A 23,280-nucleotide genomic window follows, 5' to 3' on the forward strand; every position below is an offset into this window, starting at 1 on the left:
TTTCTTCGACTTACGACGAGCTGCCGATTATAGAAACCCAAAAAGTTCGGTATAGCTTCGGTTATGAACTGAGGTGGTTTAGCACTTGGAAAAAAGTGTTACTTTTCATCGACTTGGCCGAAAAATTCAGAACTCTCTCCTTGCCTCATAATCGTTAGGTCCCTGGTTCGAGTCCAGGTGGGGCCACCATTTTTAGTAAAATAATTCATTTTTAAGAGTCCTTCGAAGGGCTTATTGAATCGTCAAAATTTCACGCTCAACAATCTGCTTTTTAGCTTTAAATATCGTTTTTTATCCCTATTTGTCTTAGCTACAATCTCGTCAACTGACGCTTACTTTGCTTCACGTCGCTTTAATAAAACTGAGCTAAACCCTCATTCCAATTTGGTATTTTTAGTTATTTCACAACGGTGTTTGTTCTTTGTTATCAAGGTTATACTGCCAGCGCTTTTTTATACAAAACACATATACACAGAGAAAATTAGATGAAGTTTCTATCCCTACTTATCTTGCTGACGGGCTTTTTCTACATAATTGATGTTAGTGCATCGACTGCGGAACAAAATTGTGTCTCTTGCCATCAACAGGCTGTGTCTGCTTGGGGTAAATCCGATCACGCTAAAGCTATGGCGGTTGCTGACAAAGAAAGTGTGCTAGGGGATTTTTCGGGTGCACAAGTAAGTCACTATTCTCAGCATGCCACCTTTTTTAAAAAAGACGCCTCGTACTGGATCACCCTAATTGAGGGCGCCAAGCCCCAAAATTATCAAGTAAAATACACCTTTGGTCATTACCCACTGCAACAATACCTTATCGAACAGGAAGGTGGGAAATTACAAGTTTTCCCCTTTGCTTGGGATGCGAGAACCAAACAAGAGGGCGGCCAACGCTGGTATCCCAATTACCCTGCAGAAGATATTCAAGCCAATGACAGATTACATTGGCAACAACCCCTGCAAAATTGGAACGGTATGTGTGCCGACTGCCATTCGGATGGCTTAAAACGTAATTACACAGTGGCTGATGATAGTTTTGCGACAAACTGGGACAACATCAATGTGGGTTGTCAGTCATGCCATGGTGATATGCAAAACCATACAAAATCAAAGCAAGTGTCAAACAAAAGCAGTGCCCAACTTAGCCTAAGTAAACAAGAACAAGAGCAAATCGGTCATTGGCTACGTGGCACAGATGACAAAGTCGCCCATTGGCAAGGCGCCCCCCGCGACAATGAATTTATGGAAACCTGTTTTGCCTGCCATTCATTGCGCACGCCACTGACCGATGGGATCAAGCCAGACACGGCCTTTTTAAATCAATTTTCACCATCCTTTTTATCACCACCTTTGTATCATGCCGATGGCCAGATCAAAGAAGAGGTCTATGTGTACGGCTCATTTTTACAAAGCAAAATGTTTGCTGCTGGAGTTAATTGCCTTGATTGTCATGACCCCCATAGCATGAAAATAAAAACACAAAATAATGGTCTGTGCTTGCAATGCCATAGTCCGCAAGAATATCAGCAAGAACAACATATGCGTCACCCGATGGAATCTACGGGAGCTCAATGTGTTAATTGTCATATGCCCGAAACCACTTATATGGGCGTAGATGATCGCCGTGACCACAGCTTTAAAATTCCTCGTCCCGACTTATCGCTTACCTACGGTACGCCCAATGCTTGTACACAATGCCATGAAGATAAATCTGCCCAATGGGCCGCACAAAACCTGCAACAATGGCACGGTAAAGCTAAGTCTTTACCCCAATCCGAACAAGCTTATATGGATTTGATGCAGCAGGGTTACTTGCCAATACAGACCCATCTAGCCTTAATTAGCGATACAAAAGTGAGTGTACTAAAACGCGCCACGGCCATCAGTATGCTGCCCAATTCAACTCAACAACTAAATAATGCTGATATTCAAACTTGGCTAAGCTCAGAACATGATTTGATCCGTTTGGCGCTGGCCAGAATAGGCCAGTTATTACCACCCGCTGAACGTTTAAAAGGCTATCAAGAACTACTGACGGACAAATACCTAGCGGTGCGCATTGCCGCGGCTAACAATTTGATTAATTTAGGATTAGATAATAAACCGGTATTTGAACAAGCCTTACAAGCCTTGCTGAGCAGTAATCAAGTCACCCAATGGCGTGGTGAGGGCAACCTGAACCAAAGCCAAGTCTATACCCAACTTGGGCAGACCCAGCAAGCCATTGATGCACTACTACATGGGATTAAGGTTGAGCCCTATTTTGATGCTAACTATATTAACTTAGCGGAAACCTATCGCTCTTTGGGCCAAACTGCCAAGGTCGAACAAACCTTACAACAGGGGCTTCAAGCCAATCCCAAATCGGCGTTTTTACACTACTCACAAGGTATGCATTTAATTCGTCAGCAACAAAAAGAGCAATCGATAACATCATTCAAACAAGCGATAAAATGGGAGCCCAACAATATACAGTTCGCCTATGTTTATTTTATTGCACTCGACAGTATCGGCCAAACCAAACGCGCAGTGAGTGAATTAAAAATGGTGATCAAACAATACAACAACGCGCCGCAACTGCTTGAATTGGGCCTCAGTTTTTCCCAGAAAACCGCAGATCAAAAGTCGTTTAGATTTTTTCAGAGTTTAAGGTAAGGCACTAAAACAGGATCTGCAGTGACACATTCATTAACGTTTCAGAGGATTGGGCTGACTAGTAATACTAGCCACTAAAACTAGTGCATAGACCTTAATGAACCACTCCTATTGGAGTGGCTTTAACCTGGCTCGTAACCCAAAGAAATAGAAATATCTAAAGCCGTTTGTTTTATTAATTGGTGAGCATCTTGCGCATTGGTGAGGTGAGAGCCATCTAAGTATTCAAAAAATGGCACAATTAAAGCAGCGACAGCCTGATCTCTATAGTCAAAAATGGGGTAACCGATGTCTTGTATACCTTGCTCTTGCGCAAGTCTTTACTCTAGTTATGTCGCTTTTGGGTGGCATAACTAGCCGCAGTAAAATATTAGCCTATTAAATTTCAATGTAATGTTGGAACAGTGTCCGTGGGGATAATAAAAAGCGTTTATTCAATCACCCTAGGCAGTCTAATCATGTAGTAACGCGCTTGTACATATCAACTACCTACGAGCAAACACGCCATTTTAAATGGGTTTCCACTACCTAACGAGCACGCTGAAACCCCTTGGGCAAGCCTGCATTAGGGGTAAAACCGTAAAGCGGCTCATTGGGTAATAACTTAGCTAACAATTTACGGGCTGCAAAAAGTGCATCAAAATCAATACCGGTTTTTAAGCCCATGGCTTCGAGCATAAACACCAAATCCTCAGTTACAATGTTACCACTTGCGCCTGGTGCTGCAGGGCAGCCTCCGATCCCTCCCATAGAAGAATCAACGGTAGTAATCCCCACTTCCACCGCCGCTAGAGCATTGGCTAAGCCCTGCCCTCTGGTATTATGTAAGTGAATACCGCTGAGCTTATCTTTACCCACGGCGGCCCACACTTTTTTCACCAGACGCTGAACCTGTGCAGGATTGGCATAACCAGTGGTGTCAGACAGACCTACTTCGTCACAACCAGCTTCCATTAAGGCCACAGCTAATTCAACCACTTTATCTTCACTTACAACACCTTCAAGAGTGCATCCAAAAGCAGTCGCCAGGCCACCTTCAAACTTAGGACGTTGTTCTTTAGGCACACTTTTTACCAGTTCAGCAATACGTTTAACTTCTTCCAGCATTTGTTCATGATTGCGTTTTACATTACGCAAACTGTGCGTTTCGCTGACTGAAAAAGGAATACTTATCTTAGTTGACCTAACGAGAATGGCGTTTTGTGCACCGCGAAAATTAGGCACTAATACTGCAACCGATAAACCCGCTATTTCTCTGGCGTAACGAGCAACTTCAGCAGTGTCAGCCAATTGTGGCAATACACTGGCCGGTACAAACGAACCCACTTCGATTTCTGGAATACCTGCAGCAGCCAAGGCATCAATCCACGCAAATTTGTCTGCAGTGGGCATGATAGTGCTAATACTTTGCAAACCATCGCGCGGCCCTACTTCACTGATTTCAATATCAAACTTTGCCATATTCATTCCAAATTTAGGTCTTGTTAGGTTGCAAGGCACAAAGTCACCTTTGTACATATCAAGGGCTGATAAGCTTAGGATGCGAGACTTAAACATTCAGATGTTATATCAGTGCAAGCTAACCTTAAGCTATTTCAATAAATGTTAACCTGCTTCTTTTACATTTAAGCCCTATTGTTATAATCTTATATCATATCAATAGAGTTTAGTCTTTTCAAAAGATTACACAGTGGGTTATCAACGAATTGGGAAATAGTTAATTATGACAACATCGGCACGCTTGCCCTTAACTGGCATTAAAGTGGTTGAATTCACGCACATGGTAATGGGGCCGACTGCTGGGGTTATTTTGGCTGATTTAGGCGCTGAAGTGATCAAAATCGAGCCCATAGGAGGCGACAATACTCGGCGCTTAAAAGGCTCTGGAGCCGGTTACTTTTCTATGTACAACCGCAATAAACAAAGTATCTGTATCGATATAAAATCGCCTGAAGGAAAAGCTGTCGCGCTCTCACTGCTCAAAGATGCCGATATTTTGCTCGAAAACTTTCGTCCCGGCGCAATGGACAAATTAGGCCTAGGTTACGAGCAATTAAAAAGCCTTAATTCACGTTTAATTTATTGCTCTTTAAAAGGTTTTTTAAGTGGCCCTTATGTACATCGCACCGCATTAGATGAAGTTACGCAAATGATGGGCGGTTTGGCCTATATGACAGGTTTACCCGATAAACCCATGCGCGCAGGCTCATCGGTTATTGATATAACCGGTGGCATGTTTGGTGTTATTGGTATTTTAGCCGCCTTAGAAGAACGCCACCACAGCAACGAAGGTAAAAGCGTGACCTGTTCGTTGTACGAAACCACCGCTTTTATGGTAGGACAACATATGGCTCAACAAGCGGTTACTGGTGAAGCACCTCCGCCCATGTCTGTGCGTCGTTCAGCTTGGGCTATTTACGATATCTTTAATTGTGCCAACAACGAACAAGTTTTTATTGGCGTGGTGAGTGATAGCCAGTGGCGCACATTCTGTGAGGCCTTTGGGCTAAAAGAGTTTTTGCTAGACCAAACCTTAGCTTTGAATAATGGCCGTGTTGCTCAACGTTTACGCATTTTGCCGCTAATCAATGCGCTGTTCGCCAAACTTGGTAAAGAGGAATTAATGGCGAAATTAGAAAAATCGGGCTTGCCCTTTGCACCTATCAACAAACCTTCAGATTTGTTTGATGATCCCCACTTAAACGCCGGTGGTTTACTCGACGTTACCCTGCCTGATGGCACTAAAACCAAATTACCCGGTTTACCACTTGAAATGAACAATGAGCGAATGCCGCTACGCTACGATATTCCCAAAGACAAAGGCAACTCAATCGCCACTCTGCAAACTGCCGGCTTTAGTGATGACGATATTCAAAAATTACTCACTCTGGGGGTTATTGAGGCCTAATACTCAATGTAATTCAATAATCCTACGTATTTAAGCCGCGATAATTTTAGCTAGTCTGCGGTTTTTTGTATGTGAAAGACTCATTGGCAGACTAAATATGCATAATATTGATTCTGCTCATTAAGTTAAATGATTGGAGTTAAGGGTTTCATTACGCACGGCGCTTGGGGTAAATTCAGACCAGCGTTTAAAAGCGCGGCGAAAGTTTGCTACATCACTAAAACCTAATAATGCGGCGATTTCATTGATACTTAGTTGGGTGCCCTTTAAATATTCATGAGCGAGTTTATTTCGCACTTGATCCAGTATTTGTTGAAACTTATAACCCTCTTTAGCTAAACGACGCTGCAAGGTGCTTTCGCTCATGTGCAGTTGTTTAGCCACACGTGCACTGTTGGGAAATTCAGTGCCAGCCTGCAACAATACCTCTTGCACACGCTCACTGATCATCCCTCTTTGGGTATCTCGCGATAACAATCTATCACACTCTCTGCGAAAAATATCTCTAGCCACAGGGTTGGCGCTAATAATCGCTAAATCCAAATCAGCTTCAGCAAAACTCAATACACTTCTATTGCTGTTAAATTTAACTTTTGCACCAAATAATTTTTGATAAGGGGCTGAGTCGCATGGCGCGGCGTAAGCCAACTCAACATGTACTGATGTTTTACCTGTGGGAATTAAGGTACTACCGCTACGTATGATGGCAGCATACAGAAGTTCAAGGTAAAAACGCTGCAACTCTTCGGGTAAATGAGCAGCTTTAATAACAACTTCAACTCGATTGTCCCGTGACAATAACTTCACATCTAAATTGGGTAATAACGCTTTGTTATAACGCAGCATCAACTTAAGTGCTTCACCAATAGTGGCACTGGTAACAATGGCATAACCAAAAATGCCTTGGGATGGAATATCCATACTCGAACCCACTAATAAACCCAATTGGCGATCCTGACTTAAGTCAATGGCATTGCTGGTGATGGTATCGAGTTGTTGCGCCGTTAAATTTACATTTTTTGTTAGATCATCTTCTTTAATGCCTGAATTATTAAACAAACAATCAAGCACAATATTTTGTGCTTTTAAGACCTTTATGAGCGTTTTTAAATAGTAGGAATGCATATTCGTTTTGTAACGATCATCCAAGTTGATGGTATTTGACATTATGATTGATGGTATTTAACCCCTTGATTGCACTTGGGTCAATTATAATCCTTGGCTACTTAAGTTAAGCCACACAACAAGGTCACAACATGCCACTTTATAAAGCACCTTTGCGCGACATCAAATTTTTAATGCGGGATGTATTAGGTTATTTTCCTCATTATGAAACATTGTCAAACGGCGCTGATGCTACTCCTGATATGGTTGATGCCATTTTAGAAGGCATAGCGACCTTAAGTGAGCAAGTTTTGGCACCACTCAATTTATCGGGTGACCAGGAAGGCTGCTATTTTAATAATGGCGAAGTCACCACTCCGCAGGGTTTTAAACAGGCTTATCAAGAGTTTGTCGATGGTGGCTGGCAAGGTTTATCTTTCCCTGAAGAATTTGGTGGGCAAAATCTACCTACCTCTATCAATCTCATCAAAGCCGAGATCATCGGTAGTGCTAACTGGTCATTTGCTATGTATCCAGGGCTCAGTATGGGCTGCATTAATACCATCTTAGAATATGGCACTGAGCTACAAAAACAACAATATATGCCCTCATTGGTCAGCGGACAATGGAGCGGCACCATGTGCTTGACTGAACCACAATGTGGAACCGACCTGGCGCAAGTAAAAACCAAAGCTGAATTAAACGAAGCTGATGGCAGTTACCGCATTACTGGCACTAAGATCTTTATTTCGGCGGGTGAACACGATCTAACCGACAATATTATCCACATCGTATTGGCGCGCTTGCCTGGAGCCCCCAAAGGCACCAGAGGTATTTCTTTGTTCATCGTACCCAAGGTCAACATTGATGATGCGGGTGAATTAACGAGTAGAAACTCTGTAACTTGTGGCTCCATAGAACACAAAATGGGCATTCGAGCCTCTGCTACCGCTGTTTTAAATTTTGATGGCGCTACAGGCTATTTGATCGGCAAAGAAAATGAAGGTTTACAAGCCATGTTTACCTTTATGAATACCGCAAGGATAGGCACTGCTTTACAAGGTGTTTGCCATGCTGAAGCCTCCTATCAAGGCGCACTTGCCTATGCCAAAGAACGCCAATCAATGCGGGCTTTGTCCGGTAAAAAACAACCTGATGATGTGGCCGATGCGATTATCTGGCACCCAGACGTACGTAAAATGTTGTTAACCCAGCGTGCTTTTGCACAAGGGGGTCGGGCAATGATTTTTCATGCGGCTAAAATTGCTGACAAAATGTTTAATGCGATAGTGGCAGGTGATACTCAAAAGCAGCAAGCTTACGATGATGAGTTAGGTTTTTATACGCCCATTCTCAAAGGTTTTATCACTGAACTAGGTGTAGAGTCTGCCAACTTAGGTATGCAAGTTTTTGGAGGACACGGTTATATTCACGAACATGGCATGGAGCAAATCGCCCGTGATGCAAGAATAGCCACTCTCTATGAAGGCACAACCGGCATCCAAAGCTTAGACTTATTAGGCCGCAAGGTATTGATGGCTAACAAAGGACAGGCGATCCGTGATTTTAGCAAAGTAATTTTTGCCTTTGCTAAACCACATTTATTTTCACGCGGCCCTATTGGCCGTATGGCGCGTACTTTATGTAAACGTGCTATTGAGTGGAATGTGATGACCCTGCGCATTATGTTGGGTGCGGCTAAAGATCGCGAGTTGGTTGGCTCTGCTTCGGTGGATTATTTGATGTACTCAGGTTATGTGATGATGGGCTATTTTTGGGCTTTACAAGCTGAAAAATCAGCGACCTTAATTAAAAATGGTCAAGGCGTAGAATCCAACGATTTTTACACCGCAAATATTCAAACAGCTGAGTTTTATTTTGAGCGTTTATTGCCACGGGCGAGTACACATAAACAATCCGCTTTAGCATCAACAAAGTCCGTGATGCAAATGAAAAACGAGAACTTTAACTTTTTATAGAACTCAATGTTAATGTCCAAGGGACTAAGCAGTTTAGTCCCTTGAAACATTAAAAGGCATGCAGCAACTTATCTGCTACTTTCGCCAATGTTTTAGTGAGCCCCTTCTTTTTCAACTTTCTTTTTGACCGGATCATATTTGGCAAACCAGCCCATAATATTATCGGTTTTAGCCACTAAACGACTGGGGCGCGAAGCGATGTAATGGGGTGAGCCTGGTACGTGAATAAGTGCGGTATCCACACCACGCATTTTTAACGCCGTATAAAACTGCTCAGCTTCCCAAGCTGGTGTGCGCCAATCTTCTTCACCTACCATCATTAAAGTGGGTGTTACCACTTTGTCTACATAACGAATGGGAGACAGTTTAAGAAAAGCTTCTGGATTGGACCAAGGATCATCACGTATCCAATGACGACGCACGTATTGAGCAATGTCACCTGCCAGCGCCATGGTCATCCAATTAATGACGGGTTTAACTGATGCGGCCGCCGCAAAACGATCGGTTTGAGTCACTATCCACGCAGTAAGCAGACCGCCACCTGAGCCCCCCGTCACAAACAAACGTTTAGGATCTACATAGTTGCGCTTAACCACTTCATCCACCACTGTCATTAAGTCGTGATAATCATTACCTGGATAGGCAAGGTCGATTTCTAACGCAAAGTCTTCACCATAACCTGTAGACCCGCGGGGGTTAGACCACACTGTGACATAACCTTCGGCGGCATAACGTTGAATTTCACTGGCAAAATACGGGCCGTACATAGTGTAAGGGCCACCGTGAATTTCTAAGATCATGGGATAAGTGCCATCGGCTTTAAAATCTGGCGGAAAGGCCACCCAAGCTTCAATCTCTTTACCATCATGACTGGATTTAACTTTGACTTCTTCAACTCGGGCCATATTCAAATAAGGTAATACATCGCTATTTAACTCAGTCAATACTTGAGGATCTTTGCCGTTGAGACCCACCACACCCACTTCGGCTGGGCGTTCAGCAAATCCAGCCATATAAGCAATCATCGGCTTTTTGCCCTGACTCACTGAAAAACTACCTGCGGCGTAAGGACGGCCAATTGAACCACCACCAATACCTGTCATCACCTTCGATACTTTGCCTTTGAGATCAATATTAAATAGGCTAATGACACCGTGATCTTCTGAGGCAACTAACACGCTTTTACCATCAGGTGCCCATGCAACCTGATCCATGCCTCCAGCAAAATCAGCGGCCAACTCACGACTGTTGGTACCATCGGCATTCATGACATAAAGATCGTTTTGCTGATAAGACAGCACTTTGTCGTTGTAGCCACGGTAGGCAATCAACTTGCCATCAGGTGAAACCACTGGATCTAAGTCTGGGCCGTCACGAGAGGTCATGGCGCGCAGTGACAAGTCACTTAGTTCAATGGCATAAATTTCACTTTCAATCGGATCCATATCCCGATCATCAGCGGTATTACCCGTGGCCAACAAAGTATCGTTATCTAACCATGCTGGGCTCGACATGTCGGCATCTCCAAACGTCACTTGGCGAGGTGTACCACCATCAATAGACAGCACAAATATTTGGTTTTTTCCTACATCAAGATAACCCGCGCCATCAAAACGAAAGGTCAGCTCATCAAATACTTTTACGGCAGGATTCCAGCTCGCTCCTTCTGGAGGCGACATGGGGGCAGCAAAACTGGGTTTGTCACCTTTAACAAACATACTAAAAGCCACTTTTTTACCATCGGGGGACCACACTGCTCCAGAAGGGCCTTCGAAAAACTGCGCCAGAGAAAAACTACGGCCCGTGTCCATATAGAGTAAACGCATCTCAGGTTTACCATCGGCAGAAGTAGCATAGATTAGGCGACTGCCATCGGGTGACCAACGAGGCCCTCCTGCACTACTACCTGTAACTAATGGGCGGTTACTGCCATCGTTTAAATTTAAAATCCAAATCTGACCTTTGTCTTTGTCCGTCATTCTGTCCATAGAATGGCGCACATAAACTACCGATTTACCATCGGGCGACACTTGCGGATCCGTCGCATATTCAATATCGAATACGCGATCAGCAGTGAATTTTTTTGATTTTTCTTGTGGCGCTTTGGCACTGATATGTGTAGATAACAACACAGCAGAAATGCCCGCCATTAACAGTGTTTTATAATTCATTATTTTCCCTTGGCTTAATGTGAGACAAGGCTGCTGAACAACAAGCAGCGAGAACAGCAACGATAAAAGTAGTGTGGCTAAAAGTCTATGGGTATTTAAAACTCTACAGCCCTATCAATAGAATTTACTAAGGCTGACAAGCGTATGGTTAACTGGCAATTAATTAATGCTATACATTTTACCAATGAATACATTTTACAGTTACACTTGAAGACCATACTATTCAAGCTTAGTGAACGTCTCACTTGATGTTTAAGGACGTAAAATGCCAACCCCCTTGATTCTGTTGCTGTATTTGTTTGCCCTAATTGCCGGGTTCTGTGGCGCTGAGCCGACTGTTCACAGTGTAAAATATATGGTTGATAGCCAAGATTATGCTGATGCTATAAATCTTAAAATAGCCACTAATACGCTGGAAGAAAGCAATTTATTGCTTATGCAACAACTAGGCACCCGGTATCAACACGAATATGCCAGTCTCGCTAGAATTCAGTATTTTATGGATCAAGGCCAAGCGGTTTGTGTCCCTAATAAACTCAAAACATCAGAGCGCGCTAGCAAATATATTTTTAGTTATCCGGTTAATTTATATCTGTCACATTTACTTTATCAACTTGCTACCAATCAAGCTCTTGCCCCCGAGGTATTAACAGAAGAAGGTGAACTAAAATCATTGAATAGTTTGTTTACAGACTTTCCCAGCAAAACCATTTTACTGCCTTTTAAACGCTCTTTTGGTCCTATGTTGGACAAACAAATAGCACTTTTGCCTGACGTTAATAAGTTAATTTACCAAGGGGGAGATTTACACGAGAGTGAAATTGAAATGTTTATCAAACAAAGGGGAGATTTTTTATTAACCTATCCAGCAACAATATTTGCTAATAAAAAATCATTTGGAGACATCGCCATCCGCGGTTACGCCATTGCCAACAACCCTAAATACACAGTTAGCAGAATAATGTGTGCAGACAGCCCTGCTACTCGAACACACATTGAACAAATAAATCAGGCACTACATGTTCTTTATGCTCAGCCCGAATTACTCGATATTCACTTGAAATGGGCACCTCCCACAACTCATGAACAAATTAAGATTTATTATCAACAAGTTACTCAGGAATTTCGACAAACCTTACAGTGAGGGTTTTTGAGCAGGTTAAAACTGCGCCATTGGGAAGTCATAGCGTCAAACATCAATAATTTATTCATCAATGGTTTACCAAAATCGCTTAATATTTTGATGGTTTCTAATGCCTGCATAGCACCGATAATACCCACTACTGGCGACATGATGCCGGCCTCCATGCAACTCAGGTTTTGTTCACCAAAGGTGGCGCTCAAACACAAATAACAAGCCTGTGCAGGATCAGCACTAAAACTACTCACCTGCCCTTCCATCCTGATAGCAGCGCCAGAAACAAATGGCGTTGCCGCAGCAAAACACAGGGCATTAATTTGGTTACGGGTGGCTAGGTTATCAGAGCAATCGAGCACGATATCGTGATTTGAAATTTGCTGAGTTAAGGCCTCGTTATCTAGGCGGGTATTAATAGCCACAAGAACCGTTTCGCCATTAAGTTCTTGCAAACGTTTAAGGGCGGATTCACTTTTATGTTCACCTAGACTTGTTTCCCTGTGCAATACCTGGCGTTGCAGATTGCTCAGTTCCACTTTGTCGTCATCCACCAAGGTAATATAACCTATTCCTGCAGCCACTAAATACTGAGCAGCAGCACACCCCAAGCCCCCCGCACCGATTAACAATACTCGACTGTTCAGGAGCTTTTCTTGTTTATCTAAATCAAAACCCGGTAACAGTATTTGACGGCTGTAACGTAAAGCTTGTTGGGTATTAAGTGGCTTATTGGCGAATGTCGGCATGTTTATTGGTGTCAACGAGGCAGTCCTTGGTTTTTAACCTTTACGTGCTAAAACAACAAACTAAGATATGTGTGAGTAAAACAGCTTACAAATTTTGACTCTGATATTAAAGTGTTTATTCTAGTCTTATTCTTAAAATTGAATAATAAAGGGCACAGTTGATTGGATGGTGTATGTTTTAACTCATAACACAGTTTAATAAGGTTCAACTTCTATGTTTTTTACACTCACTGTGATGTCTCACTAGCCAGTTTATGCCAAAGCCAATTTGTAATCTCAAACCTACCAACATTGCAGTTCGGTCATTCCCTAAATACCAAAAACAGGCAATGTTAACAAAAATAAGTAAAACAATTAGAACTTACTTAGCCACCACACTCTACTGGCAAATAGTTTTATGTAGCATGTTTGTTAATTGCGCCTCTGCTCAACAAACTGTCATCTATCCTCGTGCAGAATCAGCAACCGATGTGCGCTCAAGTTACCCTCTGGCTCTGTTGCAAAAATGCGAACAACAATATAGTGACAGATTTAAACTTCTACCCAGTAAGGTAAAAACCCAACAAAGTAGAAGTCTACGCCAACTAGAAGCGGATAAAGATATGGACGTGGTTTGGGCTCTCACTGACCAACAACGAGAAGAAGCGCTATTGCCTATTCGTATTCCTATTGATCGCGGCCTAATTGGCTGGCGGCTACTGTTAATTAATAGTAACAAGCAGCTTATTTTTGACAAGGTATCCACGGCTGAACAATTAAGTAAATTAGTGGCTGGCCAAGGTCACGATTGGCCTGATGTGGATGTATTAAAAGCTAACCACTTTACTGTGGCTAGCAGCAGCACCTATGAAGGACTTTTTCATATGCTGGCACGTGAGCATATCGACTATTTTCCACGAGCTATATCTGAAGTGTGGCCAGAACTGGCAAGTAATGCTCACTTGGGTTTGACTGTGCAATCCAAGCTGCTTATCTATTACCCTTCGGCTTTATACTATTTTGTGAACAAAAAAAATGTGTGGTTGGCTGATACGCTTGAAACATGTCTTTCTCAAGCAACCGAAGATGGTAGTTTTAAAACACTTTTTGATGAGTATTATCTTGATTTTATTCTTCGTGCAGATTTAAAAAATAGAACCATCATAGGTCTAGACAACCCCTTACTACCCGCCTCAGCACCCGCTAAGGATAGTGGCTATTGGTTCACTCCCGAGGAATATTTTTAATGGTAGTGGGCAACAAGCAAAAAACTAAGGCTTTTGGCTTTAAAAAAAGCAATCGCCTGAGTGTTAAATTAGTTATCGAAACACTGGTTTTTAGTTTATGTATTTCAGTGTTGGTCAGTGGCATGCAAATCTACAGCACTTATAAAACCAGCATGGCGGCTGCAGAACATCGCTATACGGAAATTGAAGCAGGATTTTTACCTAGTCTAAGTGCCGGTCTTTGGGAGGTAAACACTCAACGAGTGGCTGCTCAGTTAGATAGCATCGCCCAGTTACCCAATGTAGGAAGGGTTTATCTTATTGATGAACAACAAAACCAACTCCTTAGAAACAATGATAGTACCGAGGCCTTTTCAAAACGGGAGATGAAATTAATCTATACTGAAAATGGCTCGTCTTTTGACCTCGGTGTATTGGGCGTGGAATTAAATAATCATGAGCTCTGGCTTCAATTAAAAACACAAGCTGTGCAAACTGCTACTATCACCTCTCTCACCCTATTTACGTCGGCCTTATTTATTTTATTTTTGTTTCAACTCAGAGTAAGTCGTCACCTGCAAACCATGGCCTTATTTGCCAAAGATTTTGATGTGCATAAGTTAGGCAAAACCTTAACTTTGCACAGAAAAGCTAATACCCAAGCAGACGAATTAGATATTGTGGTGTGCGCCATAAATGAGATGCAAAACGAGCTTAAACATGAATTAGAATTGCGTGCAAAAGTCGAGCAAGAATTACGAACCCATCAAGAGAATCTTGAAGAGCTCGTAAAAGAGCGAAGTTTAGAACTTAAATTAAATACTGACATTCTTGCCATCGCCGCTGACGTAGCCGGGCTTGCGGTGTGGCAATGGAATGTGTCAGATGATTCAATACATTGGAATAAACAAATGTTTGAGTTATTTGCGCAACCTACCAGCTTGCTTGAAGAGGGGCTTAATTATCATCATTGGTTAAATCGAGTACATCCTGACGACGCAGAAGAAACCGCTGCTAGCTTAAGAGCAGAAATACAAGGTAATGGCAAGCTTACGCCGGTATATCGCTTGTTAGTGCCTTCAGGGGAAGTACGCTATGTGCAAGCTGCGATGAAAGTAGAGCGCGATAAAACAGGGGCAGTAATTCGAGCAATTGGTGTCAATTTAGATATTACCCAACGCATGGAAATCGAAAATAATTTAAGAACGGCTAAAGAGCAGGCAGATGCGGCTAATACAGCAAAATCTGCGTTTTTAGCAAATATGAGCCACGAAATTCGCACTCCCATGAATGCCGTGTTGGGCATGCTGCAGCTCCTACACAGAACAACACTCTCAGAACGACAAACGGATTATGTTGTTAAGAGCCAAAATGCCGCCAAATCCTTGCTCAACTTGTTAAGTGACATTCTCGATTTATCTAAAGCCGATGCTGGCAAATTACAACTAGAAAATAATCCTTTTGATTTAGAGTCTCTGTTACAAGATCTCGCAGTGGCGGTGTGTACCAGTCAAGAAAATAACGCTGTGGAATTGATGTTTGATATTGATCCTAATATACCTCGTAGCTTAGTTGGCGATAAGTTTAGACTACAGCAAGTTCTCATTAATCTTGCAGGCAATGCACTAAAATTCACTTTGCAAGGCCAGGTACGTATTGTGATTGAGCAAGTTTTACGTAACGAACAAGATGTGCAGTTGAAATTCTCGGTTATTGACACTGGGATTGGTATTAGCGCTGAACATATAGAACATATTTTTGATGAGTTTACTCAGGCCGAAACCTCTACCACACGACGTTTTGGTGGCACAGGCTTAGGTTTGGTGATTAGCAAAACCTTAGTGCAACGTATGGGGGGGGAGTTGCAAGTCAACTCTGAAGTAGAGCAAGGTAGTCACTTCTGGTTTGAAGTCACTCTTAAGTTAAGTGATGCAGCGTTGGCTTGCGAAGACGAATTAAACGCTGCCTTGGCAAATTCACGTATTTTAGTACTGGATGATAATGCCGTCAGTCGTGAGATTTTAGTGCGAACTTTAGGCCAATTTAGCAACGTGGTTGAGCAAGCCGACTTGAATCAGTCGGTCCTAGAGACTATTCGTCAAGCTGAGCACACTAAACAAGCCTACGACGTGGTATTAATAGATTGGCGAGTAGCAAACTTACACAGTCAAAATACCGCTGAACTTATCATCGACGACGCAGATATTAAGCTTAAGCCCGCCGTAGTGTTACTCACCGCTTATGGCTGTAATGACATATTGGATAGTGACAATGACGCCGCGTCTGTGTATGCGGATATACTTTTCAAACCAATCACTCCGCTACAATTAAAACAATCGTTGGGTCATTGTATTCAGAAAAAACAACGCAAAGTTGAGCCCTCCCAAGTGGTAAAAACAGGCTCATTGAAGGGCTTAAAATTTTTGGTAGTGGATGATAATGAGATAAATCGTCTCATCGCATTTGAACTACTTAAACACGAAGGTGCTGAAGTTGAATTAGCGGATGGTGGCATACTAGGTGTGAAAACCTTGTTAAACGCCGAGCAACAATTTGATGCTGTCTTAATGGATATTCAAATGCCGGACATTGATGGTTATGAGGCGACTCGCCAAATTCGTGCAGATGAGCGTTTTTCTACTTTACCCATAATAGCCTTAACGGCCAATGTATCTCAGCAAGATATTGACGATTGTTTGGCAGCTGGCATGAATGGCCACATTGGCAAACCTTTTGATATAACTCAAGTGGTAAACAATATCTTAAATGCCCTTGAACAAACTTCGTAAACGTTATTGATTTAGGTATCCGATAGTCCATTACTTAACAGGTGAAGTGAAATATCAGACGTTACTTGTTCAACAAATAAGCATTTACTTCGAGTTTTAGGATTAGCCGTTGCAAAGCCAGCAAAAATAAGTAAACTGCGCGTCTTCGGTCGGTGTGTAGCGCAGCTTGGTAGCGCACTTCGCTGGGGGTGAAGGGGTCGTAGGTTCAAATCCTATCACACCGACCATTAAATCTTCCCTCCCAAATATCCCCTGTTTAATCCAGAATTCCATTTGATTGAACCTACGACATGAACGCGTAGCGGTCACGTCGAATTCACAAAAATGTCGGGAACGTTTTTGAACATCGCGTAACGATGGCCCGAAGGGCGAAGCACAGGATGTGCGGAGTAAATCCTATCACACCGACCATTAATAAACGCCTCCATAGCTTTACCTTTGTACTTCATTAGTAACAATCTTAATCTGCCCCTACTTGGGTGTCCTATTTTTCTGAAATAATAGGATCCCAGTAACAAATCAAACTTACCCTATCCTATAAATTCAGAGCGTAGCTTACATGCTATCGTTTCTCTATTGGTCTAGTACTGCCAACGTTGCAAGCGTTAATTTTTTGCTTTGTCGCATATTAATGAAAATCTCTTGAGTGGGTGCTTAACTCTGCCAGCTTATGGCTTAAGTCTGTTAGCCGCCCGGCGATGATATGGATCACATCACCTTCCCGCTCCAGAATACCGTCGACCTGCAGTATTTTTGCAGTTAAATAGGCTTGTTTCTGTGCTCGGGATGTACCCGCCCATACTACAACATTGATATTGCCGGTATCATCTTCCAATGTGATGAATGTAACGCCACTGGCCGTGCCAGGTGCCTGTTTACCCGTTACCACACCTATTACTGTTACCAATGATTTGTGGTTTTTTTGAGTTAGCTGATTAGCTCGTAAAAAGCGCGGTAGTTTTTCCGCTTTATTCAATATCTGTATAGGATGTTCGCCTAATGTTAGTCCTGTTGAAATATAATCTTCCAATAGGTTTTCAGTGTCTGTCGGCTGGTAATTAAAAGGCGATTCTTCAGTTACATTATTTGCAAAAAGCGGTAAATCGCTAATGTTATCCATCATCTGCCAGCGAGTTTGATAGCGATCTCCTGAGAAGCGGTGTAATGCATTGGCCGATGCCAGCGCTTCAATATCTTTACGGTTAATCCCAAGGCTTTTAATTTGACTGGCTTGGCTATAACCCTCTAATGGCCGACTGGATACCAAGGTGTGCATGGCCTTGTTTGACAAGCCTTTTACAAGGCGGAATCCCAGCCGGATTTCATGCCCAGAGATCAAAACGTGTTCTACTTGTGAATGGTTCACACAAATAGGCAGTACGCTGATGCCGTGACGTTTTGCGTCCTGTATCAGCTGAGAAGGACTATAAAACCCCATTGGTAGACTGTTCAGTAACGCAGTGTAAAAAGCCGCTGGGTAGTAGTGTTTTAACCATGCAGAGACATAAGCCAGGACCGCAAAGGAGGCAGAATGGGATTCAGGAAAACCGTATTCACCAAAGCCACAAATCTGCTGAAAAATACGCTCAGCAAAATCCGGTTTATAGCCTCGCTCGGTCATACCATTGATCAGCTTGTCTTTGAATTTGAAGACAGCACCACTTTTCTTCCATGCAGCCATTGCTCGACGTAACTGATCTGCTTCACCACCAGTAAATCCTGCGGCCACCATCGCCAGCTTAATGACCTGTTCCTGAAATATCGGTACCCCCAAAGTACGGGACAAGACCGACTCCACAGCTTTGGACGGATATGTTACTGCTTCAATACCAGCTCGGCGTTTAAGGTAGGGATGAACCATATCACCCTGAATAGGGCCGGGTCTGACTATCGCTATCTGGATCACCAAGTCATAATAACAGGCCGGTTTTAAGCGCGGTAACATACTCATCTGGGCACGGGATTCGATTTGAAACATCCCCACTGTATCCGCTTTTTGGATCATGTCATAGACCTTGGCATCATCCTGTTTACGGGTAATATCGGCAATACTGAGGCTTTGGTTATTGTGTTTTTCTATTAACGAAAAACACTTCCTGATCGCCGTCAGCATGCCCAATGCCAGTACATCGACTTTTAACAAACCTAAACTTTCCAAGTCGTCTTTATCCCATTGGATAACGGTACGCTCATTCATTGCTGCATTTTCGATAGGCACCAATTCATATAGTGGCCCTGCGGATATAATAAAGCCCCCAACATGCTGAGAAAGGTGCCTTGGACACCCCATCAAATCATTAACCAAGCGGATGAAGTGCAAGCCTCCTTGCGAATCAGGCTGCAACCCAAGTTCAACCACCTGCGCTTGCCAGCCAAGGCTTCGGTCACGACGATTGACGTTCTTGATGAAGTATTCTACTTGCGACTCACTAATACCCAGCGCTTTACCCACATCCCGTACGGCACTTTTAAAGCGATAACAAATCACCGTAGCTGCCAGTGCCGCTCTTTCTCTTCCATACTTGCTGTAGATGTACTGAATAATTTCTTCGCGGCGCTCGTGCTCGAAGTCCACATCAATATCTGGCGGCTCGTTACGCTCTTTACTGATAAAACGCTCAAACAGTACCGATATCTGTCGGGGGTCAACTGAGGTGATTTCGAGGCAATAACAAACGACTGAGTTAGCCGCCGAGCCTCGCCCCTGATATAAAATACCTTTGGATTTAGCAAACTGCACCACATCATAAATGGTGAGGAAAAAATACGGATAATTCAGCTCTTCTATTAGCTGCAACTCTTTATTGATAAGAGCTTGAATGTCTTCACTTACCCCATCAGGAAAACGCAGGGTTTGGCCGGCCCCCACAAGATGGCGCAGATAGCCCATGGCATTATCGCCTTCAGGCACCAACTCACTAGGGTATTCATATTGCAGCTCATCTAAATTGAACTGACACAGACTGGCGATCCGCACGCTTTCATTCAGTACCTCAGAAGCAAACAGCTTTTGCAGTTTAATTTTGGTGCGTAAGGTCCGTTCAGCGTTGGTTAGCAAACTGCCTTTAACCTGCTGTATGCTGGTGTTGTGCTTAATCGCGGTCAAGGCATGTTGCAAAGGCAGAGTGTCGGCATTGTGCATTAACACACCACCACAGGCGGTCAAGGGTATGCCATACTGCTGAGCTAAGGCTTGACACTGCTGCATTCGTGCCTTGTCGGTACTATCCAGATACCGCCGCAACCCAATCCACAGCCGTGAAGCGTGATATTTTTTGAGCCACTCAGCCCAGTGCATATCACCGTCTTGGAGTGAAGGTAACCAGATGAGCAAACAGTGTTTGGCTGTCATCAGATCCCATTCATTCAGTACATATTGTCCTTTTTCTGCCCGTCGTCTGGCATTGGTGATAATACGACAAAGCTCGGCGTAAGCTTTACGATTGGGACATAACAGCACCACTTCCAGCTCATCATCCAAAGTAAAGTAACTGCCAACAATTAGTTTGATATTAAGACTGTTGTCGCGAATAGCCGTATGGGCACGTACTACACCTGCCACCGAACATTCATCGGTAATCGCAATGGCCCTGTAACGTAAAAACTCTGCTTGCAAAACTAACTCTGCCGGACTGGATGCACCGCTTAAAAAAGAAAAGTGGCTCTGACTGAAAAGCTCGGCGTATTTCATTAATTCAGCCTTAACTGAACATACCGTGGATAAACCACTGGTGCTTATGATTACGAAACACCCATAAGCTCTGGCCTGTTAGCGAGCGAGCCACAAAGTAGTCTCTGTGTATGGGTTTACTGTCCCACCACCCGGTCACAATTCGCTCTGGACCTTGCATGATGGATACTTGCATGGTTAACGGCTTGGGATATGGCAGTAACAGCGTGGGTCTTATCAGATGAGGGTTAATGGCTATCTGTTTACTGGCTATCTGCTTACAGGAGATTAGAGGCTCATCGTTTTGGCTGGCTCGTTGAGGGCGCGGATCGTCAGTTAAGCTAATACCCCGCACTGCCTGTTTGCCCAGTTTGGCTTGCAAAAAAGACACAAGTTCATGGGGAGACTGGTTGCCACGTTTGCCATCAAATAAATCGGTTTTTAGTTCTAATCGCTCTGCTATTCGCTCTGCTTTCAGAGTAATACCGGTAACTGGGGCACTGAGGACTACCGACTCTAAGCGTAATAAAAACAGCGGCAGCCATTTTATCGCCTGATATTCCCCAGCAGCCGACGACACCGTGATACTCATCGGCTCAGCATCACGCTGGTGTAACATCAACAGTAATTCGTGAGCCAGTTTATCCTGCAGTTTTAAAAAACCTTCCAGTTGCCCCAGTAGTTTTTCCAACGGCTTGCTTAACCACTGGGTGTTTTCTACCTCGAATAACAATTCCAGATAATGTACGAACACCTCTGGTGGATGAAAAAACGCCACCGGATGTTTAAATTGTCCGGTCACTCTGCCAACATAATTAACCAGTTCGATATCAAAGCGTCGGGCAATATCCGCCATTGGAATGTCGAGTAAATCTCCCAGTGTTTTGACTCCGATACGACTCAGCTTTTCGACGACATTTTTCGGTAAATCGCTGGAATGTAATGGCTGTATCTTAAGTACGTTGAGGGATGTTTCTTTGTTTGGATAAATGCAATTTGCCCCTACGCGGGCCAGTAGTCGTGAAGCCAAAGGTGAACAACCAGAAGCAAACTGGTAGCTTAAGCATAAGGGCTGCATGTGGCTTTCCAGCATCTGCCAGTATTCCCGCAAACCACCGTACAGCAAAAGCATATTACTGATCCGCAACAAGATCCCATCAGGCTCAAAAAAGGTGATATCTGAGGTAACCAAATACAGCCATTGAGACAGTTCTTTTAACTTAGTTATCTCAATTTCCGGGTTATATGCATGTACACTTAAATTGGTACACAGAGCAGATGCAGTACCTAGCCCCATACCAACCTTTACCCCTTGCGCCATTGCTGCTGAGTTGAGCTGCACCACCTCGTTTTTACTACCTTGTACGATAATAATCGCCTGCTCATTTCGCCCACAAAAGGCACTATCTAGCTGCAATGAGGGATAATGTAAGTACAGCCACTGACTCATGTTATACCGCCTTCGCTGTAGGGAAAGACAGCACATTGGCAGCACGATGCAGGGTTAATGCAGGCCATTGCTGGCACATATTGACTTTAAATACAGGTAAGGGCCAGCCGCCTTTGCGCTTGCGAACTTGAATATCTAAGCCTGTGTCATTGGCTGATAACGTCAGCCCTAGTGTCACTGGCAAAGAAATAGTGCTTTTATCATTGGTACGATGCAAAAACAGCAGGCTTTGGCCGGTCTCCGCGGCCACTTGCAAGCGCTTTATTTGATGCACCTCCAAAGTGTTTTGCCACAGCATTACCGTAGCGCAAGCACCACTTTTCATACATTGCTCAGCTGCCCACAGCGCATCGTTTGTCTTGTCAGGATAAATCACCAAGACCTGAGTGATATCAATACCATAATGATGTAACTGCTCGGCGCACACTTGCCCCGGCGGATTGATATACACCAACATACGTTTTTGCCTCAACAAAAACGGCAACAACAAACGAAGTTCACCAATACCTGATGGCGATGCAATATCCACTACTCCTGATTCGGGAAAACCTCCATCGAGCTTTTCATCCAATTCAGGATATTGGCTTGTTTGACTAGCGTAGGCTGCTTTTTGCTGTGTACCGTGCCACACTAAGTGTCGGCGCTGTAGTAAGTTGATTAAATCATGCATAATGAACACCCTGTATATACATACAGTATATTTAAACAGTAGAATGCTGCAAGAGGGAAATGTAATGTGCGGACGATTGAATGTAAGTGATGACCCTTTTGTGACCCAGTTGCTACTGGACTTAGGCATCGAAAATCCGAAGGAAAACATGCACTTTGGTCGCTTTAAGCGAGCGACTGATATTATTTCTATCGTCACAGAAAAAAATGGGAAACGGCAATTAATACCAGCCACTTGGTGGTTATTGTTAGAGTCTACTGAAACAGGTTTTAAACCCTCAAAATATACCTCTTTCAATTCACGTTATGACAAGCTTAATGTTCCCGGCAGCGCCGCCTATAAACCCTTCAGAGAAAGTCGCTGCGTGATTGTGACAAAAGGTTTTGGTGAAACTGAATTTCGAGATAAAAAACCCCTGCATTATCACGACTTTGAGGCGGTAGAGGGTGCACTCGCTTTGGGTGGTTTGTACAAAGAGTGGCAGCATAAAGGCACGGGAGAAATCATATATTCGTGCTCTGTTATTACCTTACCAGCCCACGACAAAATTAAGCCGTATCACTCAAAGGCCAGTCCGCTGATGTTACCGCAGCAGGATAACACCATTGATTTGTGGTTGGATGAGCACAATCAACAGGTAGCCATGTTTAATGACTTACTTCAACCTAAGCTTCATCAAGCTCTAAACGTTTATCCAATCGACAAACCAAGCAGTTATCTGCCTATCGGTGAAAGTAATAAAGTGGAGCGAGATATTGCTTGAATTCAAAACTAAGTAAATCCTTATCATCAAATGACC

General features: G+C 43.4%; 14 protein-coding genes and 1 tRNA gene. 8 read left to right on the forward strand and 7 right to left on the reverse strand.

Annotated features, from left to right (window positions below; all coding sequences use genetic code 11):
* Positions 1-485: 485 nt before the first annotated feature.
* Positions 486-2,651: a multiheme c-type cytochrome gene (locus AX660_RS07390; protein WP_068374668.1), complete on the forward strand. Its 2,166-nt coding sequence runs from the start codon at positions 486-488 to the stop codon at positions 2,649-2,651.
* Between the two features lie 528 nt (positions 2,652-3,179).
* Here AX660_RS07390 and AX660_RS07395 read toward each other — a convergent pair.
* On the reverse strand, positions 3,180-4,112 hold the full coding sequence (locus AX660_RS07395; protein ID WP_068374671.1) for a hydroxymethylglutaryl-CoA lyase: 933 nt from the start codon (positions 4,110-4,112) through the stop codon (positions 3,180-3,182).
* A gap of 262 nt (positions 4,113-4,374) precedes the next feature.
* Here AX660_RS07395 and AX660_RS07400 point away from each other — a divergent pair, with 262 nt between their 5' ends.
* Complete coding sequence (locus AX660_RS07400; protein WP_068374673.1) at positions 4,375-5,559, forward strand: CaiB/BaiF CoA transferase family protein; 1,185 nt, start codon at positions 4,375-4,377, stop codon at positions 5,557-5,559.
* A gap of 120 nt (positions 5,560-5,679) precedes the next feature.
* On the opposite strand, the gene AX660_RS07405 is transcribed toward AX660_RS07400, so the two are convergent.
* A complete protein-coding gene (locus tag AX660_RS07405; RefSeq protein WP_235594676.1) occupies positions 5,680-6,726 on the reverse strand; it encodes an AraC family transcriptional regulator in 1,047 nt (348 codons plus the stop codon).
* An 89-nt stretch (positions 6,727-6,815) separates the two neighbouring features.
* On the opposite strand from AX660_RS07405, the gene AX660_RS07410 reads away from it, so the two are divergent.
* The gene (locus AX660_RS07410; protein WP_068374676.1) at positions 6,816-8,642 is read left to right on the forward strand and encodes an acyl-CoA dehydrogenase C-terminal domain-containing protein; all 1,827 of its coding nucleotides are present in this window, start codon (positions 6,816-6,818) and stop codon (positions 8,640-8,642) included.
* Positions 8,643-8,734: 92 nt separating this feature from the next.
* Here the strand turns inward: AX660_RS07410 and AX660_RS07415 are convergent, their stop codons facing one another.
* Positions 8,735-10,813 carry an alpha/beta hydrolase family protein gene (locus AX660_RS07415; RefSeq protein ID WP_068374679.1) on the reverse strand — a complete coding sequence of 693 codons (2,079 nt, stop codon included), beginning with the start codon at positions 10,811-10,813 and terminating at the stop codon, positions 8,735-8,737.
* 265 nt (positions 10,814-11,078) lie between these two features.
* On the opposite strand from AX660_RS07415, the gene AX660_RS07420 reads away from it, so the two are divergent.
* Positions 11,079-11,957, forward strand: coding sequence for a hypothetical protein (locus tag AX660_RS07420; RefSeq protein ID WP_068374681.1), 879 nt, complete (start codon positions 11,079-11,081; stop codon positions 11,955-11,957).
* On the opposite strand, the gene moeB is transcribed toward AX660_RS07420, so the two are convergent.
* Positions 11,930-12,697, reverse strand: coding sequence for a molybdopterin-synthase adenylyltransferase MoeB (moeB, locus tag AX660_RS07425; RefSeq protein WP_068374685.1), 768 nt, complete (start codon positions 12,695-12,697; stop codon positions 11,930-11,932). The genes AX660_RS07420 and moeB overlap by 28 nt on opposite strands.
* 404 nt (positions 12,698-13,101) lie before the next feature.
* On the opposite strand from moeB, the gene AX660_RS07430 reads away from it, so the two are divergent.
* From AX660_RS07430 to AX660_RS07440, 3 genes are all read left to right on the forward strand, one after another.
* Positions 13,102-13,923, forward strand: a complete 822-nt coding sequence (locus tag AX660_RS07430) for a hypothetical protein (RefSeq protein WP_082768770.1) — start codon at positions 13,102-13,104, stop codon at positions 13,921-13,923.
* On the forward strand, positions 13,923-16,691 hold the full coding sequence (locus AX660_RS07435; RefSeq protein ID WP_068374691.1) for a response regulator: 2,769 nt from the start codon (positions 13,923-13,925) through the stop codon (positions 16,689-16,691). Before AX660_RS07430 ends, AX660_RS07435 begins: the two co-directional genes overlap by 1 nt.
* Positions 16,692-16,841: 150 nt before the next feature.
* A tRNA-Pro gene (locus AX660_RS07440) sits at positions 16,842-16,918 on the forward strand.
* A 401-nt stretch (positions 16,919-17,319) separates the two neighbouring features.
* Here the strand turns inward: AX660_RS07440 and AX660_RS07445 are convergent.
* The 3 genes from AX660_RS07445 to imuA are packed head-to-tail and all read right to left on the reverse strand — an operon-like array spanning position 17,320 to position 22,481.
* On the reverse strand, positions 17,320-20,382 hold the full coding sequence (locus AX660_RS07445; protein ID WP_068374698.1) for an error-prone DNA polymerase: 3,063 nt from the start codon (positions 20,380-20,382) through the stop codon (positions 17,320-17,322).
* Between the two features lie 10 nt (positions 20,383-20,392).
* On the reverse strand, positions 20,393-21,811 hold the full coding sequence (locus AX660_RS07450; RefSeq protein ID WP_068374702.1) for a Y-family DNA polymerase: 1,419 nt from the start codon (positions 21,809-21,811) through the stop codon (positions 20,393-20,395).
* A gap of 1 nt (position 21,812) precedes the next feature.
* Positions 21,813-22,481 carry a translesion DNA synthesis-associated protein ImuA gene (gene imuA, locus AX660_RS07455; RefSeq protein ID WP_068374705.1) on the reverse strand — a complete coding sequence of 223 codons (669 nt, stop codon included), beginning with the start codon at positions 22,479-22,481 and terminating at the stop codon, positions 21,813-21,815.
* 64 nt (positions 22,482-22,545) lie between these two features.
* On the opposite strand from imuA, the gene AX660_RS07460 reads away from it, so the two are divergent.
* Complete coding sequence (locus AX660_RS07460) at positions 22,546-23,244, forward strand: SOS response-associated peptidase family protein (RefSeq protein ID WP_082768771.1); 699 nt, start codon at positions 22,546-22,548, stop codon at positions 23,242-23,244.
* Positions 23,245-23,280 lie beyond the last annotated feature (36 nt).

It is taken from the genome of Paraglaciecola hydrolytica, assembly GCF_001565895.1.
Lineage (GTDB): Bacteria > Pseudomonadota > Gammaproteobacteria > Enterobacterales > Alteromonadaceae > Paraglaciecola > Paraglaciecola hydrolytica.

What these genes read in the sequence shown, in the direction of transcription:
- AX660_RS07390 (WP_068374668.1), top strand. Translation starts at nt 486, where the DNA reads ATGAAGTTTCTATCCCTACTTATCTTGCTGACGGGCTTTTTCTACATA.
- AX660_RS07395 (WP_068374671.1), bottom strand. Translation starts at nt 4,112, where the DNA reads ATGGCAAAGTTTGATATTGAAATCAGTGAAGTAGGGCCGCGCGATGGT.
- AX660_RS07400 (WP_068374673.1), top strand. Translation starts at nt 4,375, where the DNA reads ATGACAACATCGGCACGCTTGCCCTTAACTGGCATTAAAGTGGTTGAA.
- AX660_RS07405 (WP_235594676.1), bottom strand. Translation starts at nt 6,726, where the DNA reads ATGTCAAATACCATCAACTTGGATGATCGTTACAAAACGAATATGCAT.
- AX660_RS07410 (WP_068374676.1), top strand. Translation starts at nt 6,816, where the DNA reads ATGCCACTTTATAAAGCACCTTTGCGCGACATCAAATTTTTAATGCGG.
- AX660_RS07415 (WP_068374679.1), bottom strand. Translation starts at nt 10,813, where the DNA reads ATGAATTATAAAACACTGTTAATGGCGGGCATTTCTGCTGTGTTGTTA.
- AX660_RS07420 (WP_068374681.1), top strand. Translation starts at nt 11,079, where the DNA reads ATGCCAACCCCCTTGATTCTGTTGCTGTATTTGTTTGCCCTAATTGCC.
- moeB (WP_068374685.1), bottom strand. Translation starts at nt 12,697, where the DNA reads ATGCCGACATTCGCCAATAAGCCACTTAATACCCAACAAGCTTTACGT.
- AX660_RS07430 (WP_082768770.1), top strand. Translation starts at nt 13,102, where the DNA reads ATGTTTGTTAATTGCGCCTCTGCTCAACAAACTGTCATCTATCCTCGT.
- AX660_RS07435 (WP_068374691.1), top strand. Translation starts at nt 13,923, where the DNA reads ATGGTAGTGGGCAACAAGCAAAAAACTAAGGCTTTTGGCTTTAAAAAA.
- AX660_RS07445 (WP_068374698.1), bottom strand. Translation starts at nt 20,382, where the DNA reads ATGAAATACGCCGAGCTTTTCAGTCAGAGCCACTTTTCTTTTTTAAGC.
- AX660_RS07450 (WP_068374702.1), bottom strand. Translation starts at nt 21,811, where the DNA reads ATGAGTCAGTGGCTGTACTTACATTATCCCTCATTGCAGCTAGATAGT.
- imuA (WP_068374705.1), bottom strand. Translation starts at nt 22,481, where the DNA reads ATGCATGATTTAATCAACTTACTACAGCGCCGACACTTAGTGTGGCAC.
- AX660_RS07460 (WP_082768771.1), top strand. Translation starts at nt 22,546, where the DNA reads ATGTGCGGACGATTGAATGTAAGTGATGACCCTTTTGTGACCCAGTTG.